A 22053-nucleotide genomic window follows, 5' to 3' on the forward strand; every position below is an offset into this window, starting at 1 on the left:
ACCAACTATTTAATTAACGAACGTTAATAGGATTCTATGCAATAAAAATCTACTCACCCCTTTAAATCAGTTTTCACATTTTTTAATTTCTAATTGATTTAGATCCATAGCTTTTTATTGCCCAGTATTTTAATGGCCGTTTATCCAATGAAATTGCTATGAGTAAAATTTTACAAAAATTTTTAATCGTTAATTTAACGGTTATATTCATTCTCAGCGCTTGCCGGAAAAAAGAATTTGATGAGTTCTATGGCCGTCCTGAAACATTAGCCGATCCAATTTATCAACAACTCCAGGCCAAAGGAAATTTTACCAGATTTTTAGATTGTATAGATAAATCGGGCTATAAAGAAACCTTAAGCACGGCAGGTTCGTGGACGGTTTTTGCGCCGACTGATGCGGCTTTTACCACCTACATGTCCGAAAACAATTTAACCGAGATAAATGCAACGCTGGCCTCGGCAATTGTACGTTATTCAATGACCTACGATGGAGAGAAAGTAGAACGTTTAAGCGATAATTTAACTGCAAAAGGTTTTGTTAAAAATGTTGGTTTTAGGCGACGTACAGTTTATTACGATTTTGTTTACGATGGCGTAGATAATGATGGTAAAGCAATAAAGATAATTGCAGGTAACCGTAATGGAACTTATTTATCAACCGATTTCAATAATAAAAACTTACCCTTTTTTCTTACTCCCTTCGTCACTTTTGCGGGTATTAGTGCTTTAGATTATAATTATTTTTATCCAAATACCAGCTTTACCGGAAAAAATGTAGGCCCTGGAACAATTATCGAGCAAGATATTGTCGCCGAAAATGGCGTGATCCATATTATAGATAAAGTGCTTACACCGCCACAAAGTATCGATCAGTATATCGGAACTAAAACACAGTATGGCGCCTTTAAATCGCTTTTGGATAAATATGTAAGCTATAATTTAAATACCGATATTACCCACCGCTACCAGGTATTAACAGGTAAAAGCGATAACGTTTACGCTAAAAACTATAGCGTATTGCTAGGTTTTTCACCCAACAACGAAAATTATCTGAAAGAAGATGCCAACGATGCACAGATTGGTATGTATAGCATTTTTGCACCAACTGATGAGGCGGTAGAGGCTTATGCAAAGGTGTTGTTAAAATACTATGCGAAAAACAGGTTACAGCCAGGAAACTATAAAGCACAGCTGAACGAACTGTTTTCTTTAAGATCCGATATCATCAGGGATTTTATCAACTCCCATTTATATAGAACTACAGTATGGCCAAGCAAGTTTAATACGGTTAACAGTTTCTTAGGCGAAGCCACTAAACTTACGCCTGCAAACGTGGTAGACAAACAGTTTTTAAGTAATGGATTGTTTTATGGCGTAAATGCTGCCCAAAATGCCAATGTATTTTCAACAGTTTACGGGAAGGTAAATTTAGATCCTACCTATTACATTATGAAGCAGGCGCTTGATGTATTGGGTTATGCCATTCCGATCAAAACAGCTTCTTTAAAATATACTGTTATTCCAATTCCTGATGCCACATTGGTAAGTTTAGGATTCTCATATGATCCCTTTTATCCCTCAGCCCCAATTAGGGGCGATCTCAATATTTTAAGGCGACTCTTGCAAACGCATATTATCCCACTGGGTGACCGGGCAGTACCAAATTTTGCTACAACAAATGGTATTTTAGAAACTTCTGGTGGCGAATACATTAAGTACAATAACGGTTTTTTCTCTTCGGCAGGTACAGAAGATATGCCAGCAGTTGCCGATAAAAGTATTAAGATCGATTCGGTTGCCACAGCTGTTAATGGCGCTGATGCTTATGCTGCCAAGGTACTCATGTATACTGTACTCCCGGTAAGCAAGCATATCGAAAAATACGGTACTTTAACAACCGATCCTTATTATTCCTTCTTTCAATATTTAAAAAACAACGTAACGCTTTATACTGCTGCAACAGGTGCTATCCAGGGGGTTACAGACGGAACTTCTTACACCGTTTTCATTCCAACAAATGCGGCTATACAAGCTGCGGTTACCGCCGGATTATTGCCAAAATTAGCCAATGGAACGCCTAATTATGCGCCAACAAATGCTGGAGACATTAGCAATGTGGCTAAGTTTATTCAATACCATATTATTAAAAGTACAGTAGCAAGTGATGGACAGAAAACAGGTTCTTTTGAGAGTTTGCTTAAAAACGATTCGGGCGATGCAGCCAAGGTTACTGTATTGACCAATACAACTAATACACTCATACTAAGAGATGTAACCAATACTTCTGTTAATGTTTTGCTCGGCACCACCGATAGGAGCAACATGTTATCTAACAGAACGGTGATTCACCAAATCAATTCTTATTTAAAATACCAATTCTAAACCGAGATGACTAAAAGATATAATTATAGTTTTTTTATTTTACTATGCTGTTTGTTGGTATCATCACTAAGCTATGCACAACAAATTAACTATGTAAAGGGTAAGGTTATTGATAAAAAAGATAAACAGCCCATTATTGGTGCATCTGTTGTAATTGTTGATAAAGATAAAAGGGTAATTAAAGGCGTTTCGACAGATATTGATGGAAATTACTCTTTGCCTGTGGCAGATAAGACGTATAGGATATCGGTTTCATATATTGGTTATAAGTCTTCGGCACCAGTTAATATCGATAAGGCGGTTATCAATTTTCAGTTAGAAGTTTCTGATAACCAGATGGATGAAGTTCAGATCGTTTCGAGGGCAAAAACGAACAATGGAAGCGGAATGACGATCGATAAACGCGATCAGACTTCGGCTACAGTTACCATCGATGCCAAAGACCTCGAAGACCTTCAATCGGCATCAATTGATCAGGCCTTGCAAGGCCGTATGGCAGGGGTTGATATTACCGCCAGTACGGGCGATCCGGGTGCACCAATGCAGATCCGTATCCGCGGTACATCTTCCATCAATGGTGCTACCGATCCGTTAATTGTATTGGATGGTATGCCTTACGATATTACCATTCCTTCTGATTTTAACTTTGCCACCTCTGATGAGAACAATTATGGCCAGTTATTAAATATTGCCCCATCTGATATTAAAGAAATTAGTGTGCTAAAAGATGCTGCGGCTACAGCCGTTTGGGGATCGAGAGCAGCAAACGGTGTATTGATCATTACCACAAAAAGAGGTTCAATTGGTCCGCCAGCTATTTCCTATAACTTCAAAGGTTCATATTCTAAACAGCCAAGTCCAATCCCGATGTTGAACGGTAACCAGTATTCATCACTCGTTTTGGAAGAATATTATAATGCGGGCCGTCAGTTTTCTACTTCAGAATTTGCAAAGCAATTTCAATATGATCCGAACGATCCTTATAATTACTATAATTACAGCAACAATACCGATTGGTTATCCGCAATTACCCGGGTTGGATATTTGCAGGATCATAACCTATCTATTTCGGGCGGTGGTGAAAAGGCAAAGTACCGTGCTTCGGTAAATTATTTTAACCAAAGTGGTACAACCATTGGTACCGATTTAAACCGTGTATCGGCGAGGGTAAACTTAGATTATATGGTATCGAACAAAATCAGGTTTAGTTCTGATATTTCTTATACCCATATCGATCAGAATGGACTTTTTACACAGAACGTAAGGGATGTAGCCTACACAAAGATGCCTAACCAGAGTATTTACGAATATGATGAATATGGCAATTTAACGGATAATTTCTTTAGTCCTGCAGCAACCGCCCAAGGTGCATTCTTCTATAATTTTGATAATAAAAGAGTAACCGGAACATTTAATCCATTGGCCATGGCCTCGGCTGGAAGTAATCACCAATTGGGCGAACGGATCACACCAAAGTTTAGTTTACAGTACGAAATTTTGCCAAGTGTGTTACGCCTGAATGGAAGTTTTATGGTAAATATTAACAATACCAAGGTGAAAACCTTCCTTCCTCAAATTGCAACAGGGCGTCCTTACACAGAATCGGTGGTGAATACGGCTTCAGATGCTGATGGCGATTCATTTACCATGAACACCAGTATGACTTTGGCTTACACGCCTAAACTGAATGATAAACACGATATTATTGGCTTTTTGCGTTTTGATAGTGAAGATAGCCGTCGGACTGGTCAATACCTGTTTGCAACAAATACGGCATCATCTTACTTAACCGATCCTTCGGTTGATAGCCGTACCAATTACACAGGTTCTGCAACCTCATCTTTAGGTCAAACCAGGTCGGTTGGTTTATTAGCTAACGCTCAATACAAATTTTTAGACCGTTACATCATCAATGGTAGCATCAGAGGTGATGGTAATTCCAGGTTCGGTGCTGCTAACCGATATGGTATTTTTCCTTCAGTTTCTGGCCGTTGGCGGATATCTGGCGAACCTTTTATGAAAAAGGCCAATAAATATGTAGATGATTTTAGTTTAAGGGCCAGTTATGGTAAAAGTGGTAACGTTCCGCGTAACGATTATTCTTACTTTAATATTTATCAGAATTATGGTTTTAGTTACCTGGATAACGCTGGGGTGTATTCTACCAATATGGAATTAACCGATTTAAGGTGGGAAACCGTTACTCAATCCAACCTTGGTATTACCTTAAACCTCTTTAAAAATTTAAATATAGATTTCGATTTATATCGTAAACGTACTACAGATCTGTTTTATCCGGGTTTGCAGGTAGCGAGTTATAACGGTTATGGTGGTGTTGATATGAACGTAGGTACGATGGATAACCAGGGCTGGGAAGTAAACCTGAATGCCACCGTTATCAAAAAGAAAAAAATAAGATTAGATCTCTCTTTCAATATTGCACATAACGAAAACGTAATCCGCGAGGTTTCGCCTTTATACCCAAGAGAAAACAAGGCTAAAGTAACCAGCAATAATGTGTACAAAGTATTTGTGCAGGAAAATAATCCTTTCGGATCTTTTTACGGTTTCAAGTTTAAAGGCGTATATCCTGATAAAAACGCAACAGTTGCATTGGATGAGAATGGAAACCAGATTGTTGGGCCAAACGGCGATAAAATTTATATGCGTTTTGCTTATCCGTCTATCGATTATGTTTTCCAGCCGGGCGATGCCATGTATGAAGATATCAATCATGACGGGAACATCGATTATAAAGATATTGTGTACTTGGGTAATGGTAACCCGAAACTAACCGGAGGATTTGGATCTAACCTAACCATCAACGGAAACCTTCGTTTAGGTTTTAACTTCACTTTCCGTACCGGATACGATATTATTAACGGTACTAAAATTAACACCACCAATATGTATGGTTTTAATAACCAAAGTACAGCCGTATTGCGCCGGTGGAAAAAAGAGGGAGATGTTACCGATATGCCAAGAGCCATGTATAGTACGGGTTATAACTTTTTAGGTTCCGACAGATACATTGAAGATGGATCATTTTTAAGATTGAGCGCTGTAGTGTTAAGGTACGATTTTGGCAAAACCTTTATGAAAAGATTGGGTATGAAATCGCTTACCACCAATCTTACCGTTCAGAATATTTTAACATTTACCAAATATACAGGTCAGGACCCTGAGGTGCCAATTAAGTTAAATGGGTCTAACACGGTGATCGATAATTCGACCACACCGCCAATTAAGACAATCACTTTCGGTTTAACTGCTAACTTTTAATTTAAAACTGATGAAAAATATTTTATATAGCACTTGTTTATTATTGATGCTGGTGATGAGCAGCTCTTGTAACAAATGGCTCGATCTTCAACCTAGAGATGGGATTACCAGACAGGAATTCTGGAAAACCAAAGAAGATGTTTTAGCTGCAGTTTCTGGTTGTTATACTTCTTTGTTGGCGCCTCCTCCAGGTATTGGTGATAAATCTTTATTGGAGTACATGTTTATGTATGGTGAGCTTAGGGCCGATATGATTGCAGCTGGCCCTAGTATTACAACAGAAGAAACCGATATTATCAATGTAAATATTACCCAGGATAATACAACGGCGAAATGGGCGGCATTTTACCGTACCATTAACTATTGCAATACCGTACTCGATTTTGCTCCTGGCGTTAAAGCTACCGATCCCACTTTTACCGATGCAGCATTGAACGGTTACGTGGCAGAAGCACTTACCCTAAGAAGCTTAATGTATTTTTACCTGTTGCGTACATTTAGAGATGTACCATTAAAATTAACCGCCACAGTAAAAGATACCGATTTACAGGATCTGCCAAAAACTAATCAGGCCGATATTTTAAAACAAATTGTTGCCGACTTAAAAAAAGCAGAACAAGGAGCAGTTACCACTTATGGTGGCACAAGGTTAGATAAGGGTAGGGTAACCAAATTTACCGTAAATGCTTTGTTAGCCGATGTGTACCTGTGGATGGAAGATTATCCGAACTGTATTACCGAGTGTAATAAAATCATCAGCTCGCAAAGATTTGCCCTGGTTGGTGCAGGTTCTGGCTGGTACAATAACGTATTTTTCCGAGGTTCATCCATCGAAACCATATTTGAATTTGACCAGGCGATAGAAAACCCATTTTTTAATTTATTGGTAAACACCCGACGACGTTTTATCGGATCTCCGTTTTTGAGTACCGAAATCTTTATTCCAGATGATGTTGATCCGGATAATAACTATGATATCAGACCTGGCTCTTATTATAATTCGGCTTTTACCATTCAAAAATATGGTACAGAAAATCCATCTTACGTAAAATGGCAAGCCTATCGTTATTCCGATATCATGATGATTAAAGCAGAAGCTTTGGCTTTAACTGGAGGTGGTGTAGAAGCTTTGGCATTGGTTGATGAACTGAGATTAAGACGTAATGCTGTTAATGCCACAAAAGCTACTGTAGATCCTTCAGAACCCGAAGCTTTGTGCGATTATATTTTGGCCGAACGTGCCAGAGAATTTGCTTTTGAAGGTAAAAGATGGTTTGATCTTTTACGCCATGCTAAACGCAATAACTATAGCCGCATTGATATTCTGTTAGATATTGCTGCTAAAACAGTATCGCCTACGCTTCAACAATCGGCCATTACCAAATTTAGAGATCCCAATAGCCACTACTTGCCGATTTATCAAAGTGAGTTATTTACAGATCCTAATCTTGTACAAAATCCATTTTACACTAAATAGAATAAGTGATATGAAAGTGAAATTAGACACCCGCAAAATTACCTATTTGGTTATACTCTGCGCATTTATAATCTTCGTGATTAATGCCTGTAAAAGAGAAAGTTTAACAATAAGTACCACTGATGATGTAAACATTACCGGATTTTTGGAGAAAAATCCTGATAAATTTTCTTTGTTTACCCAAATCTTAGAAAGATCGGGCACAAAAGGATATTTGGCTGCATATGGTAAATATACCATGTTTACCCCCGATAATAATGCAGTTAACGATTGGTTAAAAAGTTTAAATAAAACAGCAGTCGATCAATTATCAGCTGCAGAACTGAAAGATGTTGTTCGTTTCCACGTTTTGCCAGATACCGTTGCCACGGGCAAATTTACCGACGGTAAATTAACCCAGATTACCCTATATGGTCAGTATCTGCAAACAGGCGTTACCTTTAAAGATGGCGTAAGTAGTTTTATCATCAATAAACAGGCACTGATTACCCAGTCGAATGTTCGGGTTGGGAATGGAATTATCCATATTATCGATCATGTGTTAATCCCTTCAATTAAAACACTGGCTTCTACTATAGAAAGCAATAACAGGTATAGTATTTTTACCCAGGCCTTAAAAGAAACCGGTTTTTACGATTCGTTAAACTATGTACAATCTGTAATTCCTGATACTACACGTCGTTTCCAGACGGTAATTCTCGAATCCGATTCGGCATTGCAAGCTGCGGGTTTTAACAATTATGCCGCTTTAAAAGCCAAACTTTCAAAAACGGGTAATCCGAAAAGCCATGCCGATAGTTTGTGGATGTATGTAGCTTACCATATTTCAACCGGAGCAAGTTATACACCTGATATTGTTTCTTCACCTTCATTGGCCACATTGGTACCGAGTGAAATTATAACCACAAAATTAGTTGGAACGAAAATTTTATTAAATGATGATGAGTTTAATGGTGTGGTAGAACCTGGTGTAGAAGTAAACAGAACTTTTAGTAATGTGACTACTTCGAATGGGGTTTTACACGAATCGAAAGGTTTTTACAAAATTAAGCCACGCGTACCTACGGGTGTTTTCTTCGACATAGGCGATCAGCCAGAATTAAAATTATTGGCTGCCTGGCGGGCACCTGGACAAACCATTCAGCTTTTACAAAATGGAAAGTTAATTACAGCAGGCATCAGGCTCGATGCTTACAGAGCAGGTACAATTGGTCCTGTTTATGCCGTGTCGTCAACGCCAATCGGCGCATCAGATGGGCGGAGTTACGCCAATAGAGATGTAATTCAATTTAACCCGACCACCAGTAATACTGCACGTTCTATCTGGATGGAAATCAGAACCCCTATGCTGGTAAAAGGTAAATACAAAGTATGGATCTGTCATACCTACAACGGCTCCGGACCACTTACACAAGTTGGGGTTGATGTGGGCACAACACAAGAGCAATTGCTGCCAAACCTGGTCGATTTTGCGCAAACATTAGGCAGTTCCGGTGTGCCTACTGCCAATGCCGCTTTGCCATCTGCAGATGGATTAATGTTAACAAACGGCTTTAAACGCTATATGGCTACAACTGCCGAAGTAAGTAATGGTGTTAATGGTTTACAACCCATCTCACAGAATAATTTATGGTCGGTTATGGTCGGAAAATTGGCTGGTGTGGTCGATATTAAAACAACTGATAAACACTGGGTTAGGTTTACTACACTGCGTGGTAATGGAACCGGAATTATGAATATGGATATGATTCATTTTATTCCAATTGATGATGATCAGAACTATCCAAGATTTAGTCCATCGGGCCTGATTTATAAACGCCCATAACTAATTGAGCCATAGAACTAATAACATAAACAATGACTAGAAAATATATAATATACATTGCTTTGCTCAGTATCAGTACAGTTTTATATTCCTGTAAAGATAACCTGGAACTGCATAACGAGCTTACCAATGTAGATAACAGTTTAGATCTTTCTCAAAAGCTCGATGCTCAGGCCAACGTAAGCATTTTTAATGGTTATGTTAAAACCACAGGATATGATAAGGTGCTTGCGGGTGCGCAAAACTATACGGTTTGGGCACCAACCAATCAGGCTTTAGCCAATTTAGATGCTGCAATTGTTTCTGATCCCGCAAAATTGAAAGATTTTGTGGCCAACCATATTGCGCTATCTACTTATCCATTAAACAAAGAAGGAGATACCATAAGGTTGAAATTGCTTAATAATAAGTTTGGCGTTTTTACCAGCACTAAATTCGAAGAAGGCACTGTTTCTGGTGCGGGCCAGTTTGTGAAAAATGGGGTATTGTACACCGTAGATCAGGCTGTTCCAACCAAACAGAATATTTGGGATTATATGCTCAGCAGCACTGATGGTGCTTTGCAAAAGAACTATATTAATAATCTGTCGATTACCGTTATCGATACTGCAAACGCTACGGTTATTGGTTATAATTCATTGGGGAATCCAATTTTTGCCCCTAATCCGCCCATGATATCCAGGAATACTTACTGGGTAAATGTAGCCGATCTGAGAGACGAAAGTCAGCAATACACTTATTTTATACTACAGGATGCCGCCTTTACAGCCGAATCATCAAAACTTTCAACCTATTATCCAAGTATAAATCCGAATTTGAATGCTTCCTACTTTCTGGTTAAAGATTTAACCATAAAAGGTGTTTATGCAATTGAAAAGTTGCCAGATACACTTATTTCTTTACAAGGAGTAAAAGTACCGATCAATAAGGCCAATATTATCCGTTCGTATCGTGCCAGTAACGGGATGGTGCATGTGGTAAATGCGCTGCCTTTCCGTTTAAAGGATAAAATACCCGAATTTAAAATAGAGGGTGAAAAACCACAAGCCATTAGTGCTGCACGTACGCTTTTATACCGCACAAAACTCGATAATTTAGGAAAAACCTTTAACGATATTGAGGTTTACGACCATAGGTATGCCGAATTTGGTGTGTTCTATACCAAAGCCAATTTACCGGTGGTAAAATATAAAGTTTACGCAAGAGCCATTTCTGGTTTACCTGGCGATCCGCAAGTGGCGGCATTTACGCAACGTTATTTCTTTTTTAACCCTACTACTATAAGTTATACTTTGTTTTCTACACACCTGGTAAGCCCCTTAACCTATAACGAAGCTTATTTAGGAGAATATACGCCTACAGCATTTGGTAATTTTCAGGTGAGGTTAACCGCTGCAAACAGTACGAATGTAAATGTAAGTACACTCATACTGGATTATCTCCGCTTTGAACCAGTTTTACCTTAATTATGAATCTTGCTTTCAAAAAAAATACTATGTATAATTTTACAACGATAAAAAAAGTTTGGGGTATATTGATTTGCTTACTGGTGTTTAGCTTAGCTGCACAGGCACAGGAAGTAGATTCGATGAAAACCGAAACAGATACCACTACCGTAAAAGTAAAGGCCCGTGCAGTTAAGGGCGAAAAAATAAGGGGAGTTGTGCTCGATGGGAATACCAATAAGCCTTTAGTGGGGATTAATATCACCGTTACTGGTTTTAACGCCGCTATTACCGACGAAAAAGGGAGGTTTACGGTAGTCGTACCCGATTATAAGGCCAGCATTATTATTTCGGGTAACGGTTTCCAAACTAAGGTGCTACCCGTTTACAAAGACAAAGAAATTAGAACCAAACTTTACCCTTTGTCATTTACCTCTGTATATAACGAGGTAGTTACACCAATCGGTACGGTTTCTCAGGCACGGGCAATACCTGCCATCAGTAATGTGAGTTTGCAAGGTAACTGGGCTAGTAATTCTGAAAGTGTAATGAGTTATATCCAAGGCAGGGCAGCAGGGGTTAAAGTTACCAGGCGCTCAGGAACACCTGGGGTAGGTGCCGATGTACTCATTAGAGGGTTTAACTCGCTGTATGCTACAAATCAGCCTTTGTATGTAGTTGATGGAATGATTTTCGATTCCAATAATTATGGTACTTCGCTAATTAAAGGTCACGTTAACAACCCACTTCAATTTATCGATGTTCGAGATATTGAAAACATCAGTATTATCAAAGATGCGGCTTCGGCAGCAGCTTATGGTGTAAAAGCGGCAAATGGAGTGGTGTTAATTACCACTAACCGTGCACACGATCTGGCTACAAATATCGATTTTTCTGGTTATGCAGGTTTCAATTTCAAACCTAAAAACTTGCCTGTAATGGGTGCTGCTGATCATAGGTTATACCTTGCTGATATCTTAAAAAGTCAGGGATTGAGCAATAGCGCTATTGCCGCAAAGCCATATATGAACGATAGTCCAACGAATCCCGATTATTTTAAATACCATAACGAAACCAATTGGCAGAATGAGGTATTAAAAAGCAGTTTCGATCAGAATTATTTTTTAAAGGTAACCGGCGGTGATAATATTGCCAAGTATGCGCTTTCTGCTGCTTACGCCAGAGATAGGGGCGTGATTGATAGTACCGATAATTTAAAATACAGCACACGGTTTAATAGCGATTTAAACCTGACTAAAAAATTGCAGGGAAGCACCAGTTTATCATTTACCTATACCGAGCAGCGTTTAAAAGACCAGGGAATTGCTCCGGTAACCAATCCGCTGTTTTTAGCTTTGGTTAAATCGCCTTTTATGGCCAGGAATGAAATAAATTCGGCTGGAGCAGTTTCTCCAAATTTAGCAGATTACGATACCTTACAAGTGAGTAATCCAAGAGCTTTAATTGAGAAAGGGCAAAATTTAAAAAAGGCTTATCGATTTTATGGTAACATCAATTTCGATTTTACTTTCAATAAAAACTTTAAATTATCTAACCTAAGTGGGGTAACTTACGATAAAACGCAGGAAACACTGTTTATTCCAAGAAAAGGGGTAACCAACGATACGCTTTCCAATTATGTAGGCGATAGCCGTTTAGGTACACAGGTAGGAAGGTTTTTTAACGTGTTTAACGATCTTCGTTTTACTTACGATCAATCCTTCGGCTTATACAGCAAACTCCATGCAATTATAGGTACTCGTTATTCGCAGAGCGAAAGTGAGCAGGATTATGCTTTAGGTTTTAACTCCGCAACAGATGAGTTGATTAGCATTGGGAACAGTAATGCCGCTTTTAGAACATTTGGGGGTGATATTGGGAAATGGCGTACGCTGAACAATTATCTGTCTGCCAATTATAGTTACGCCGATAAATACCTGGCTAATTTTTCAATGGCTGTTGATGGTTCCTCGCGCTTTGGTGCAAAGGCTGATCAGGGTTTCTTAAATTTCGACGATGGCTTGAGGATTAATGGAAGCCGTTATGCTGTTTTACCCGCCATTGGTGCTGCCTGGGTAATCTCTTCGGAGAAATTTATGCGCAATTTACATCGTGTTGACCTTTTAAAATTAAGAATGAGCTATGGTTTAGTTGGAAATGATGATGTGGGAAATTATACAGCGAGAAAATATTATACCTCTCAAAATGTGTTGGGCATTAGGGGGATTGTAACAGGCAATTTTGCTAACCCGAATCTACAATGGGAAACCGTACGGAAGTTTAATACGGGTATAGATGGTTCCTTTTTTAGCGAGCGCCTAAGCATCAGTTTAGATTATTGGAGAAACAGCACTAAAAATATGTTAAGCTATCAATTGTTGAATGCAATTTCGGGTACTGCTTCTTTTATTAATAATAATGGTGGCATGCAGACAAATGGCTTAGATTTAGCCCTAAACGGTCGGATTTTAAATGAAAAATTAAAATGGGATGCGGGCTTAACCATCGGTACATCGACCAATAAAATTACCAGTTTACCTGATGGGAATTCGGTTGTAACCAGTTATGCAGGTGGTGCTTATATCAGTCAGGTTGGTCAGTCGGCCAATCAGTTTTATGGTTATAAAACCAATGGGGTTTATGCGACCAATGCAGAGGCTACTGCCTCAGGTTTATCCAGCCGCAACAGTTCGGGAGCATTGGTGCCATTTACAGGTGGCGATGTAAGGTTTGCCGATAGTAATGGCGATAAAATAATTGACGATGCCGATCGCACCGTTATTGGTGACCCAAACCCAGGTTTGTTTGGAAGTTTTAACAACACCTTCACTTACAAAAACTGGAGCTTAGATGCCTTGATCACTTTTGTTAGTGGTAACGATGTTTACAATTATACCAGGGCCCAGTTAGAATCAGGAAGTACTTATTACAATCAAACACCAAATATCAATAACAGGTGGAAGGGTGATGGACAAGTTACATCAATACCCAAAGCTACTTATGGCGATCCGGTGGGGAATGCCCGTTTTTCTGACCGCTGGATAGAAGATGGTTCTTATTTACGTTTGAGAACCGTTAATGTAACCTATAATGTACCCTTAAAATTGAAAGCCATTAAGTACGCAAAAATTTATGCCACTGCTAATAACTTGTTTACCGTAACCAATTATTTAGGCTATGATCCAGAATTTAGCAACTCCGGAAGTTTGTTTAGTCAAGGCGTAGATACCACACTCGAACCACAGTTCAGGTCGTTTCAACTAGGCGTTAGAGTTGGATTATAATTAAGAAAGATATACTCATGAAAATGAACTTAAATAAAAAAATTGCATCCCTTTTGCTATTGGGTATTCTATCGGCAGGTTCGTGGTCTTGCAAAAAAATGCTTGATGTACCAACCGAGGATAAATTGGACAGTATAAATGCTTTTAAAACAGTATCTGATGCAGATGCTGCAGTTATTGGTATTTACGGCCAATTTCTGGGACTGGAAAAGCTGTACATCCTTCAAAACGAATTGCGTGGGGATTTAATGGATGTTACCTCCAAATCAAGTACCGACTTGCAGGAACTGTCATCACATACTGAAACAAAAAACAATCAATATGTAGATCCAAGACCATATTATCAGGTGATTGTGAATTGTAACGATGTGCTCAAAAACTTTAAAATGATGGTCGATGATCGCAGGATGAGTGTTGATGACTACAATAAACGCTACTCAGATATTGCCACATTAAGGAGTTGGATTTACCTGCATTTAGGCATTCAATATGGCAGCATACCTTACATTACCGATGCGATCGAAACGGTAGATGATTTAAAAAATCTGGCCAATTACCCAAAAACATCATTTGATCAGCTATTGGATAAATTAATTGCCTTTAACGAAAGCCTGCCATATAAGGAAGCTTATGCTTATCCAACAGGAACATCCTTGCTGGTTACCATTGATGCTAATAGTACCCAAAAGTTATTTGCTTCAAAAGCCTTTCTGTTAGGTGATCTTTATTTGTGGAAAGGAAATTACATTAAAGCGGCAGAAAATTATGCCAAACTGATGAATGCCGAAAACAATAACGGAAATGATAACTTTAGGTTTAATTTTTATAAGATCAATAACTCCGGAGATCCTGCCTATGCTAATTTAGCCGTGTTATTTAGCAGAAGCGGACAAGATCCTACTAGTTTAATCAATAGTGTAGATGCAGGCTGGAGAGCTATTTTTGGCTTGCCAACAACATCAAGTGCGTGGAGTTCAGAGTGGTTTTGGGCTATGCCTTACAATACTGCATTTAAGCCTGTAAATCCAATGATTGATTTATGTTCGCCGCTAAAAAGTTATCAGATTAAGCCATCACAAGCCATAAAAGATCTTTGGAACAGCCAGATTACCTATGGTGGTGTTCCCTTCGATCCAAGAAGCAAATTATCGTTCAATACTTCTGCTATGGGCGATGAAATTACCAAACTAACAGATAATGGTGGTAAATGGGGCATTTACAGGGCACCTTTATTACACCTTCGTTTTTCTGAAGCAGCCAATAGAGATGGACAGACCAAATTAGGCTGGGCATTACTAAACACAGGTATCAGAAATACTTATTATGTAGGTACATTCACAGCTGGCGCACAGGCACCTGTTACGGTGGCGGAGTTAAACACCATGATTACGCCTTATCCGCAAACTTCACCTTATTATTTCGATGCCAGAAAAAATAACGATGTTTCGGGTACCTGGTACCGTAATTGTGGCATTAGAGGTAGGGCAGTAGTAACTGCTACCGATGTAAGTTATCAGACGGATATGATTGGCTTAGAAGGCAAGTTAATTGATGAGGCCGCAATGGAGCTTGCTTTTGAAGGTAACCGTTGGCCAGATTTGGTCCGTATTGCCCGCAGACAGAACAATCCGGCCTTTTTAGCAGATCGCATTTATCAAAAGCTGTTAAAAGCAGGCAATCCTAATGCAAGCCTTACCAGGCAAAAATTAATGGATCCGGCCAATTGGTATTTGCCATTTGATTGGAAATAGAAAAATATAATAAGCAGACAATCTAACTAGATCGTCTGCTTTATTGCTTTTAAAAAGCTTCGAGACTCAAAATCTGTGCCTTGTACGCTGCAGGGAGAATCAAGTTTCTTAATGGTTTGTTCACCTTAAGTTTCTTGCTTATTTTGTATAAAGTAAGCACTAGTTTAATTGGTTTTCCTTTTCCCAGTTTAAGCAATTCATTCACTTTAATTGGAACAATCAGTGCTTGTATTTTTAGCATTAATGAATACCTCAGAAAACCCAGGTGTTTTTTGTACTGGTCAAAAAGATCACGAGAAAAGCAGCTATAAATTAAATTTTCCTGTAACTGTTGCTCATGCATAATTTGCCATGCCGCAAAATTAGCAGGAAGCCCATTTATTTCCATACGTTGTCCAACTTTATAGAAAGTAGTAAATATTTCTTCTTTTTCTGTTAAAGTGAGTTTTCTTTCCAATACTTCGAAAGCGCTGATGGAATAGCTAATCAGCATAAATAGTACATCTCTATAGGCCCAATCGGGAATTTTAGCATTTCTTCCAGCTTCAACATGCTGATGGATCATGGTAATCTGATCTATTGCAGCGTTTGCTTCAGTTAAAGAAGAAAATACGATTTTTTGAGCATAGGCAACAGTAGAAAACAATCTTCCTAACGGATCTTTAGGCAGTTTGCCCGTAAAATACAACCAATCAACAGCTTTATTCAGGCTAAATTCTGCTGCAGCGCCAGCAAAAATAAAAAGAACAATATCTGTATTACCCCACATTTTCCTAACGATAGAATGTTTATCTACAAAGTCCATAATCCGTAATGCTCTTCTAATATTTCAATTTTTTTGATGTTGATACGGCATAGTATTAACGGGATAATTCCGATGATGCCAAAAGAACAGTCTATCAGTTGCCAAAATACTGGAATTTGGCGGATGTTCCCGGCAATTAATGCTAATGGAATAATTGCTATACAGCAGAGCATGCCAAAGTTGATTATCCATTTGTTTTTTACAGGATCTTTTAATGGGCCGATAAAAAGTATCGCCAACATGATATGGGTAAAAGCCAGCCAATCGGTACCATAACTTAAAAATGGATAATGCAGATTGGTATTTTTAATGGCCTGATAAACCGCTCCAAGCCAGATTTGAAGGTTAATTGGTAAAATTTCATTGTGTTTAACCAGATAAGCGATTTCTGTTTCTAATGGGAATGCTGTTAATCCGCTTATTGCCAGTCCTATAATGATTGTAAAGACGTATATCTTTGAATGTAGCCTTAATTTTTGTTCTTCGCTATTCATGATCTGTTAGGTAGTGATGGTTTGCAAGTAATTGTGCTACTTGATGATGGAGATTTTTACGGTTGTTCGCATTTACATTCACCAGATAAAAAAGCTGCGAACCCATTGCTCCGCTCCATCTCCAGGATAGTTGATTAATACTTTTTATCGTTCCATTGTCGAACCACCAAGCGGCATAAATCCGATCAGCACCTTTACTAAGGATGGCGGTGTATATTTCGGTATTGGCTATTTTTTCTTTTTTAATATTATTAAAATCATAACCACTGCCTGTCCAACATAGCTTAGGGTCATGCCCAGGAACATAAAACGGCGCAGGTTTAATATAAATAAGGGCTTCATTATTTTCGAACTTGGATATCCCGGTTTCCAATAATTTCTTCTTAAAACCCGATAACTGAATTTGATTATTGATGGGCGTTAAATGGTCAGCCTTTACCATGTTTAGCGCTATAAAAATAAGCAAGGCTAATATGGTGATATGTAATAAGGGAAGTCTAACATTATAGTTTGCCGGCCTGTTTTGATTAGGATTCTGTTTTTTGAAAGTCGAAAAATGTATAATCAAAACTTTCGAAACAAATATTAATGGAACAATAACATAAATAGATAAGCAGATTAGTCCGATTGCATCATGAAAAACTGTATCAGGCATGATTTTGAAAAGAACCAATAATAAGATCCTGAAAAAATTGCTGCAAATATTTAATCCAATAGTTAGCAAAAACAATCCTCCAACCAGTATAAAGGGTGGTTGTTTATTAATTCGTTTTTGATTATATACCAATAAGAACAAAGAGATGATAAGCGAAATAACGAGCATGTTTAACCCTGCACAGGCCGGATCTACTGCAAAGCTGTGTTTTTCCAACTCAATGATGTTGCCAAATGCTACAGCATGTGTACCCATTGAATTAAGAAGTTCAGTTACTTTGGCTGTAAGCCATAACCGGATGGGGAAATCAATGGTGGCGATAAGATATTTAAATACTGGAGAAAGGAGAAAAAGTAAAAATAAAAAGGCCTCGCTTAATTTCCCCAGACTATTTTCTATAAATAATAATGCAGCAAATAATAATGCAATAAAAAACAGGGTTTTAACTGGTATAAAAATGGCTAGAACAATTGCTGTAACAGTAGGAATTAAATACCTTAAAGAGAATTGACCCGGTTTAAGGTTGCAGATAAATGGAGCAAGTAACAGTCCTGCATATAAATTTACCCCCCAGTTTAAAAAACCAGGTAAAAACCATAAAAGTATAATAAGGTACACAAAACTTATTCCGGCAAACTTAAAGGGAAAGGCTGGTTTTTTTAGATTGATAGCTAGCATATTATAGTCTTTATATCTTTCCTTTTAAACAACATGTAAGATACGATGCCCATGCACAAGGCAAAGAGTGCCCATTCATGCGGCTCTGGTACAGCACCCGATGATTTCATTGAAGCATTTTTTAAGCTGTTTTTATTCTCCTCAATATCAAAACGATCATAATCTTTTTGTGTTTCGAGTACAATTAGGCTCGATACGGGTGATACAATGAAAGCTTGCTCAGCCTCTGCAACTAAGTCGGGCTGGATATAATTTTTAGAGAAAAAATCTGGGCTTACTTTTTTCATGATATCATTATAGGCAAATAAGCGCAACAAATGGTCTGGGGCATTTTGAGTCTGCACGTTATTTACTTTTTTTATCATTAAGGCTGCATCTTCTATTACAACAGTTTTATCATTTTCTTGATTCTGAAGAAATAAATGATTAGCCATTAACTTTTCCATATCTGCTATACCCCCAGTTGTATAATTAAATACCCGAAGTTCTTTTAATGCCTTTAGATATGGACTTTCTAACAATCCTAGATTAAAAAAATGAATCTGTTTTGGAATTTTTAAATAATTTACCAGCTCTTTAGCAAAATTGCTATCTCCCAGATCGTTTAAGTTAGGCGTTTGTACATTACCTTTCGATACCAATAATGATTTTTCGGGAGCACTAATTTCTTGGACAGGAAATAAACTAAAAGTATAGCCAGACAGTTTACTAAAAAGCTCCTCGCGATTCTGTGGAGTAAGTTTGATCAAGGCATGGTCGAAAACATAAACAGGTTTTTCTTTTGCTATTTTGCAAACCGAATCGAATTCTGTTTTACTCCAACTGCGGTTAATATCCAGGTATATGCGGTCTGCGTTAAATGAATTATATTTTTTATTGTAATTGGTTAGTTGATAACTGTTACCCGCAAAAGAAAATGCTGCCGTTGATAATGGAGGTGCCAAACATGAAATAGTTGCATTCAATTGTTGTTTTTCTTCGGCTAAATAAACATTAGGCCCAGTTTCTTTAAATGTTTTGGGTAGCTGTAATCCTGTTATGCTACCTGAATAAGTGAGTTGTGTAGTTTCTAAAATATTGTTGGCAATTGGACCATCAAAAAATATCGGTTGATAGACCAATCGTTTGCCTTTTTTATGCAACGGACTGGTTATACCAATCTTAAACTTGCGGTTTTCTTTGGGTGTGCAGGGAAATATCCTTACCGTAATGGTATTGCCTTCTTGCCAATGAACTACAGAAGGATCACGTACTTCTATACCAACAATAGTATTATAAGCAGAATCTGCTTTAGCTTTTGTGGTCAATCTCGATTTTTCTTCTTTTCCCGCTATCCATAACGATAATGAAGAAACTACCGAACCCTCTGTAAGGTGAAAAGTGTAAATGGCTTCCTGACTGCTCCATGAGAACTTGGCATTATTTTTAATGATTACTGTTTTTTCGGTATAAGCCATTCGATAAGCCGGAAATAATTTAATGTTATTTATCATACTTATGGTTTCGAGGTGGTCGCCCGCCCATAAACGCTCTTGCGCCTGATGTCTGGCCCGGTATAATGATTTTAAAATATTAATTCTTTCTTTTTCATCGAGGTTCGGTTTTTTAAACAAAAGTGTAGAAATCACCACCAATGGGTCATGTTGTTTTTTCTCATCAAATGATATGTTAGGCATTCTTCCCCAAAAAATATTGTCTATATCCACTTCGTGATACACGAGTCCGGCTTTTAATAAACGCTCGGTAACAAAAGTTGGCTCAAGCTGCTGGCTCACTTCAACCCATGCCGGTAATTTCGAATCATTCAAAGTATTTCTATTGATTAATGAATTTATTTTTTCATTGGTTTGTTGCCACTTCAACGAGAAAAGTGTTACAGCCATGAGGGGTAATAGGCAACCTGCAGCGATGGGATACCACAATTTTCTATCTATGCGTACTGCCTTTATGATAAGGGTAATGGTAATGATGGTTAGAAATAAAGGGACATAAGTGTGAATGGAGATACCTAAGGCCACTAAACCAATCAAACTAATGAAGTAAAGTGGAAATAGATATACTGAATAATAAATGAAGAGTATTAACGCTAATCCAACAAAAAAGAAGAGGATATACCTGATCTTTTGTGAAAGGATCAATTTTAAGTTCGAGGCAAGGATTAGCGCAGCAATCGACAAAACAATCCATATTGAACACCATGTTACCGAGCTATCAAATACATTCATTTCGCGGTTTAAACTAAATGCACTAATAAATAAAAGAATGAGCAATAAAACGGTATGATGTAATTTCCCTTCTACCCAATGCCATTTATAATTCGAAAAAAGATGTACAAGTAAACATATTTGATAAACTGCAGAAAGGGCGTAGTTAACCAAAAATATACCAGTACTATTTTCCAGTTCGATATTGATCGTTAGTCCAAAAATGATTGCAGAAATGGCTACCATAATTAATCCGCTAAAGTATAGTGGATCCTGCAAGCGTAATTTATTCAGTTGATTCATAGAATTGTTTTTTAAAAAGTGCTTTGTATTTCAAAGTTTATATAGAAAAGAAATAGTTTTAATTTTTGTTTTGTAAAGTGCTTTGTATTTCAAAGTAAGTATTAAAAATTCAATATTCCAAAAAAATGGCGCAGATTTTCAGCAAGATTAATTTTTGTCCTCTTGTATTGAGATGGAAATAGAAGACCGGCTGCTCTTAAAGATGATTTGGTAGGGGGGATCGCAAGTTTACACTGGATAATGGTCTGATTTTTAAAAAGCAAAAGCGCCAGCATCGCGCTGGCGCTCTTGGTATCATTAACTAAACTAAATCAACGCACTGCTACTAGCAGTTGTTTCATTCGTTAAACAAATATCTGTCGCATTGACAATTAAAACGAAGGCGGTTGGTAAATACGGAAAATGTCCTGTTGAATAGGTTTTTGCGGAATTTAATTCTGTTTGTAGTTTTAATTATACTTTTTTACAAAATTTTGTTCTTTTTTTTGTTTCATATAAGTGTTTAACAGAGAGTATTTATATATTTGGCTATTCATTATAAACTAAGCCTAGAAAATAAATAAATAGACTAACCACTATAATGGAATTATACACTCCTGACCAAACAGACAGAGATATTTTAACACTATTACAAAAGGATGCACGGCTAACCTATAAGGAACTGGCTGCTATGCTTCATCTTTCAAAATCTCCTATTCAGGAACGTGTAAAACGCTTAGAACGTTTAGGATTTATTTCTTCGGTTGTGGCATTAATCGATCCAAATAAATTCGAGAACTGTATGATATCCTATTTGCAGGTTCAGCTCACCAATCATTCAGTTAATACCTTCAAGTTATTTCAGCAGGAGGTAAGCAAACTTGATGAAGTACTGGAATGTTACCATACTACAGGAGGCTTTGATTTTATGCTAAAGGTTGTTGCAAGAAATATGATCGCTTATAACGATTTTCTAACTAATAAATTTGGTCGTTTGGATAATATAGGCACGCTTAATAGCTCGCTTGTAATTACGCAGGCAAAACGAGAAACTGCTTTACCTGTATAGCAAAGTCATTAAAATTATAAGGCAAAAAAGCACCACGAATTTAAATCCGAGATGCATTTTGATTTTCCATTTTTTGAAATTTTATCGTGAATATTTGAATTTTTAAGAAAAATGGTGTTACTAGGGATCAAGCAAAAAAGTTGGGGATTTGAGAATTTTATTTAATTTTGTTCAACATTATTATTTTGGACACCTCGATACTATCTTTTATACTTCCTGAAGGCTTAACCGAATACTTTGAACTTGATAAGTTTGAACTTTCTGAAGGCTCTTATCATATTTATCTTTTAGAAAAAAACATTCACCCTGAGGAGTATTCAGGTGAGAAATTGATTTCTAAAGGCTTTTTCGATGAAATTACCGTTCGAGACTTTCCCTTACGTGGCAAGCCTTGTTTTTTGAAAGTGAAGCGACGTAA

13 protein-coding genes are annotated in these 22053 nt (G+C 37.6%); 9 read left to right on the forward strand and 4 right to left on the reverse strand.

Translation table 11 applies throughout. The annotated features are described in order from the left end of the window. Positions 1-158: 158 nt before the first annotated feature. Genes EZ456_RS23990 through EZ456_RS24020 form a run of 7 tightly spaced genes read left to right on the forward strand, consistent with a single transcriptional unit; the run spans position 159 to position 15448 of the window. Entirely contained in the window at positions 159-2384 is a 2226-nt protein-coding gene (locus EZ456_RS23990) for a fasciclin domain-containing protein (RefSeq protein WP_131534600.1), read from the forward strand. Positions 2385-2390: 6 nt separating this feature from the next. After that, the gene (locus tag EZ456_RS23995) at positions 2391-5666 is read left to right on the forward strand and encodes a SusC/RagA family TonB-linked outer membrane protein (protein WP_131534602.1); all 3276 of its coding nucleotides are present in this window, start codon (positions 2391-2393) and stop codon (positions 5664-5666) included. A 10-nt stretch (positions 5667-5676) separates the two neighbouring features. Continuing rightward, a complete protein-coding gene (locus EZ456_RS24000; protein WP_131534604.1) occupies positions 5677-7143 on the forward strand; it encodes a RagB/SusD family nutrient uptake outer membrane protein in 1467 nt (488 codons plus the stop codon). Positions 7144-7153: 10 nt separating this feature from the next. Continuing rightward, entirely contained in the window at positions 7154-8968 is a 1815-nt protein-coding gene (locus EZ456_RS24005) for a fasciclin domain-containing protein (protein ID WP_131534606.1), read from the forward strand. A gap of 32 nt (positions 8969-9000) precedes the next feature. Next, positions 9001-10434, forward strand: coding sequence for a fasciclin domain-containing protein (locus EZ456_RS24010; RefSeq protein ID WP_131534608.1), 1434 nt, complete (start codon positions 9001-9003; stop codon positions 10432-10434). Between the two features lie 29 nt (positions 10435-10463). Next, a complete protein-coding gene (locus EZ456_RS24015) occupies positions 10464-13697 on the forward strand; it encodes a SusC/RagA family TonB-linked outer membrane protein (RefSeq protein ID WP_131534609.1) in 3234 nt (1077 codons plus the stop codon). A 17-nt stretch (positions 13698-13714) separates the two neighbouring features. Then, the gene (locus tag EZ456_RS24020) at positions 13715-15448 is read left to right on the forward strand and encodes a RagB/SusD family nutrient uptake outer membrane protein (protein ID WP_131534612.1); all 1734 of its coding nucleotides are present in this window, start codon (positions 13715-13717) and stop codon (positions 15446-15448) included. A 49-nt stretch (positions 15449-15497) separates the two neighbouring features. Here EZ456_RS24020 and EZ456_RS24025 read toward each other — a convergent pair whose 3' ends face one another. Genes EZ456_RS24025 through EZ456_RS24040 form a run of 4 tightly spaced genes read right to left on the reverse strand, consistent with a single transcriptional unit; the run spans position 15498 to position 20587 of the window. Next, the gene (locus tag EZ456_RS24025; RefSeq protein ID WP_262712029.1) at positions 15498-16217 is read right to left on the reverse strand and encodes an oxygenase MpaB family protein; all 720 of its coding nucleotides are present in this window, start codon (positions 16215-16217) and stop codon (positions 15498-15500) included. A 23-nt stretch (positions 16218-16240) separates the two neighbouring features. Continuing rightward, the gene (locus tag EZ456_RS24030) at positions 16241-16747 is read right to left on the reverse strand and encodes a hypothetical protein (RefSeq protein ID WP_131534616.1); all 507 of its coding nucleotides are present in this window, start codon (positions 16745-16747) and stop codon (positions 16241-16243) included. Further along, on the reverse strand, positions 16740-18080 hold the full coding sequence (gene xrtN, locus EZ456_RS24035; protein ID WP_131534618.1) for an exosortase N: 1341 nt from the start codon (positions 18078-18080) through the stop codon (positions 16740-16742). Before xrtN ends, EZ456_RS24030 begins: the two co-directional genes overlap by 8 nt. Then, complete coding sequence (locus EZ456_RS24040) at positions 18074-20587, reverse strand: XrtN system VIT domain-containing protein (protein ID WP_131534620.1); 2514 nt, start codon at positions 20585-20587, stop codon at positions 18074-18076. The genes xrtN and EZ456_RS24040 overlap by 7 nt, the downstream gene beginning before the upstream one ends. Positions 20588-21167: 580 nt before the next feature. Here EZ456_RS24040 and EZ456_RS24045 point away from each other — a divergent pair. Then, positions 21168-21635, forward strand: a complete 468-nt coding sequence (locus EZ456_RS24045) for an Lrp/AsnC family transcriptional regulator (RefSeq protein ID WP_131534622.1) — start codon at positions 21168-21170, stop codon at positions 21633-21635. Between the two features lie 185 nt (positions 21636-21820). Beyond that, a partial coding sequence (locus EZ456_RS24050; protein WP_449421240.1) for an ISAon1 family transposase N-terminal region protein occupies positions 21821-22053 on the forward strand: 233 nt, incomplete at its 3' end.

It is taken from the genome of Pedobacter psychrodurus (genome assembly GCF_004331735.1).
In the GTDB taxonomy this organism is placed as follows: domain Bacteria; phylum Bacteroidota; class Bacteroidia; order Sphingobacteriales; family Sphingobacteriaceae; genus Pedobacter; species Pedobacter psychrodurus.

Coding starts and splice junctions, on each gene's coding strand:
- EZ456_RS23990 (WP_131534600.1), top strand. CDS start 159: ATGAGTAAAATTTTACAAAAATTTTTAATCGTTAATTTAACGGTTATA.
- EZ456_RS24030 (WP_131534616.1), bottom strand. CDS start 16,747: ATGAATAGCGAAGAACAAAAATTAAGGCTACATTCAAAGATATACGTC.
- EZ456_RS24045 (WP_131534622.1), top strand. CDS start 21,168: ATGGAATTATACACTCCTGACCAAACAGACAGAGATATTTTAACACTA.
- xrtN (WP_131534618.1), bottom strand. CDS start 18,080: ATGCTAGCTATCAATCTAAAAAAACCAGCCTTTCCCTTTAAGTTTGCC.
- EZ456_RS24005 (WP_131534606.1), top strand. CDS start 7,154: ATGAAAGTGAAATTAGACACCCGCAAAATTACCTATTTGGTTATACTC.
- EZ456_RS24010 (WP_131534608.1), top strand. CDS start 9,001: ATGACTAGAAAATATATAATATACATTGCTTTGCTCAGTATCAGTACA.
- EZ456_RS24020 (WP_131534612.1), top strand. CDS start 13,715: ATGAAAATGAACTTAAATAAAAAAATTGCATCCCTTTTGCTATTGGGT.
- EZ456_RS23995 (WP_131534602.1), top strand. CDS start 2,391: ATGACTAAAAGATATAATTATAGTTTTTTTATTTTACTATGCTGTTTG.
- EZ456_RS24025 (WP_262712029.1), bottom strand. CDS start 16,217: ATGTGGGGTAATACAGATATTGTTCTTTTTATTTTTGCTGGCGCTGCA.
- EZ456_RS24015 (WP_131534609.1), top strand. CDS start 10,464: ATGTATAATTTTACAACGATAAAAAAAGTTTGGGGTATATTGATTTGC.
- EZ456_RS24000 (WP_131534604.1), top strand. CDS start 5,677: ATGAAAAATATTTTATATAGCACTTGTTTATTATTGATGCTGGTGATG.
- EZ456_RS24040 (WP_131534620.1), bottom strand. CDS start 20,587: ATGAATCAACTGAATAAATTACGCTTGCAGGATCCACTATACTTTAGC.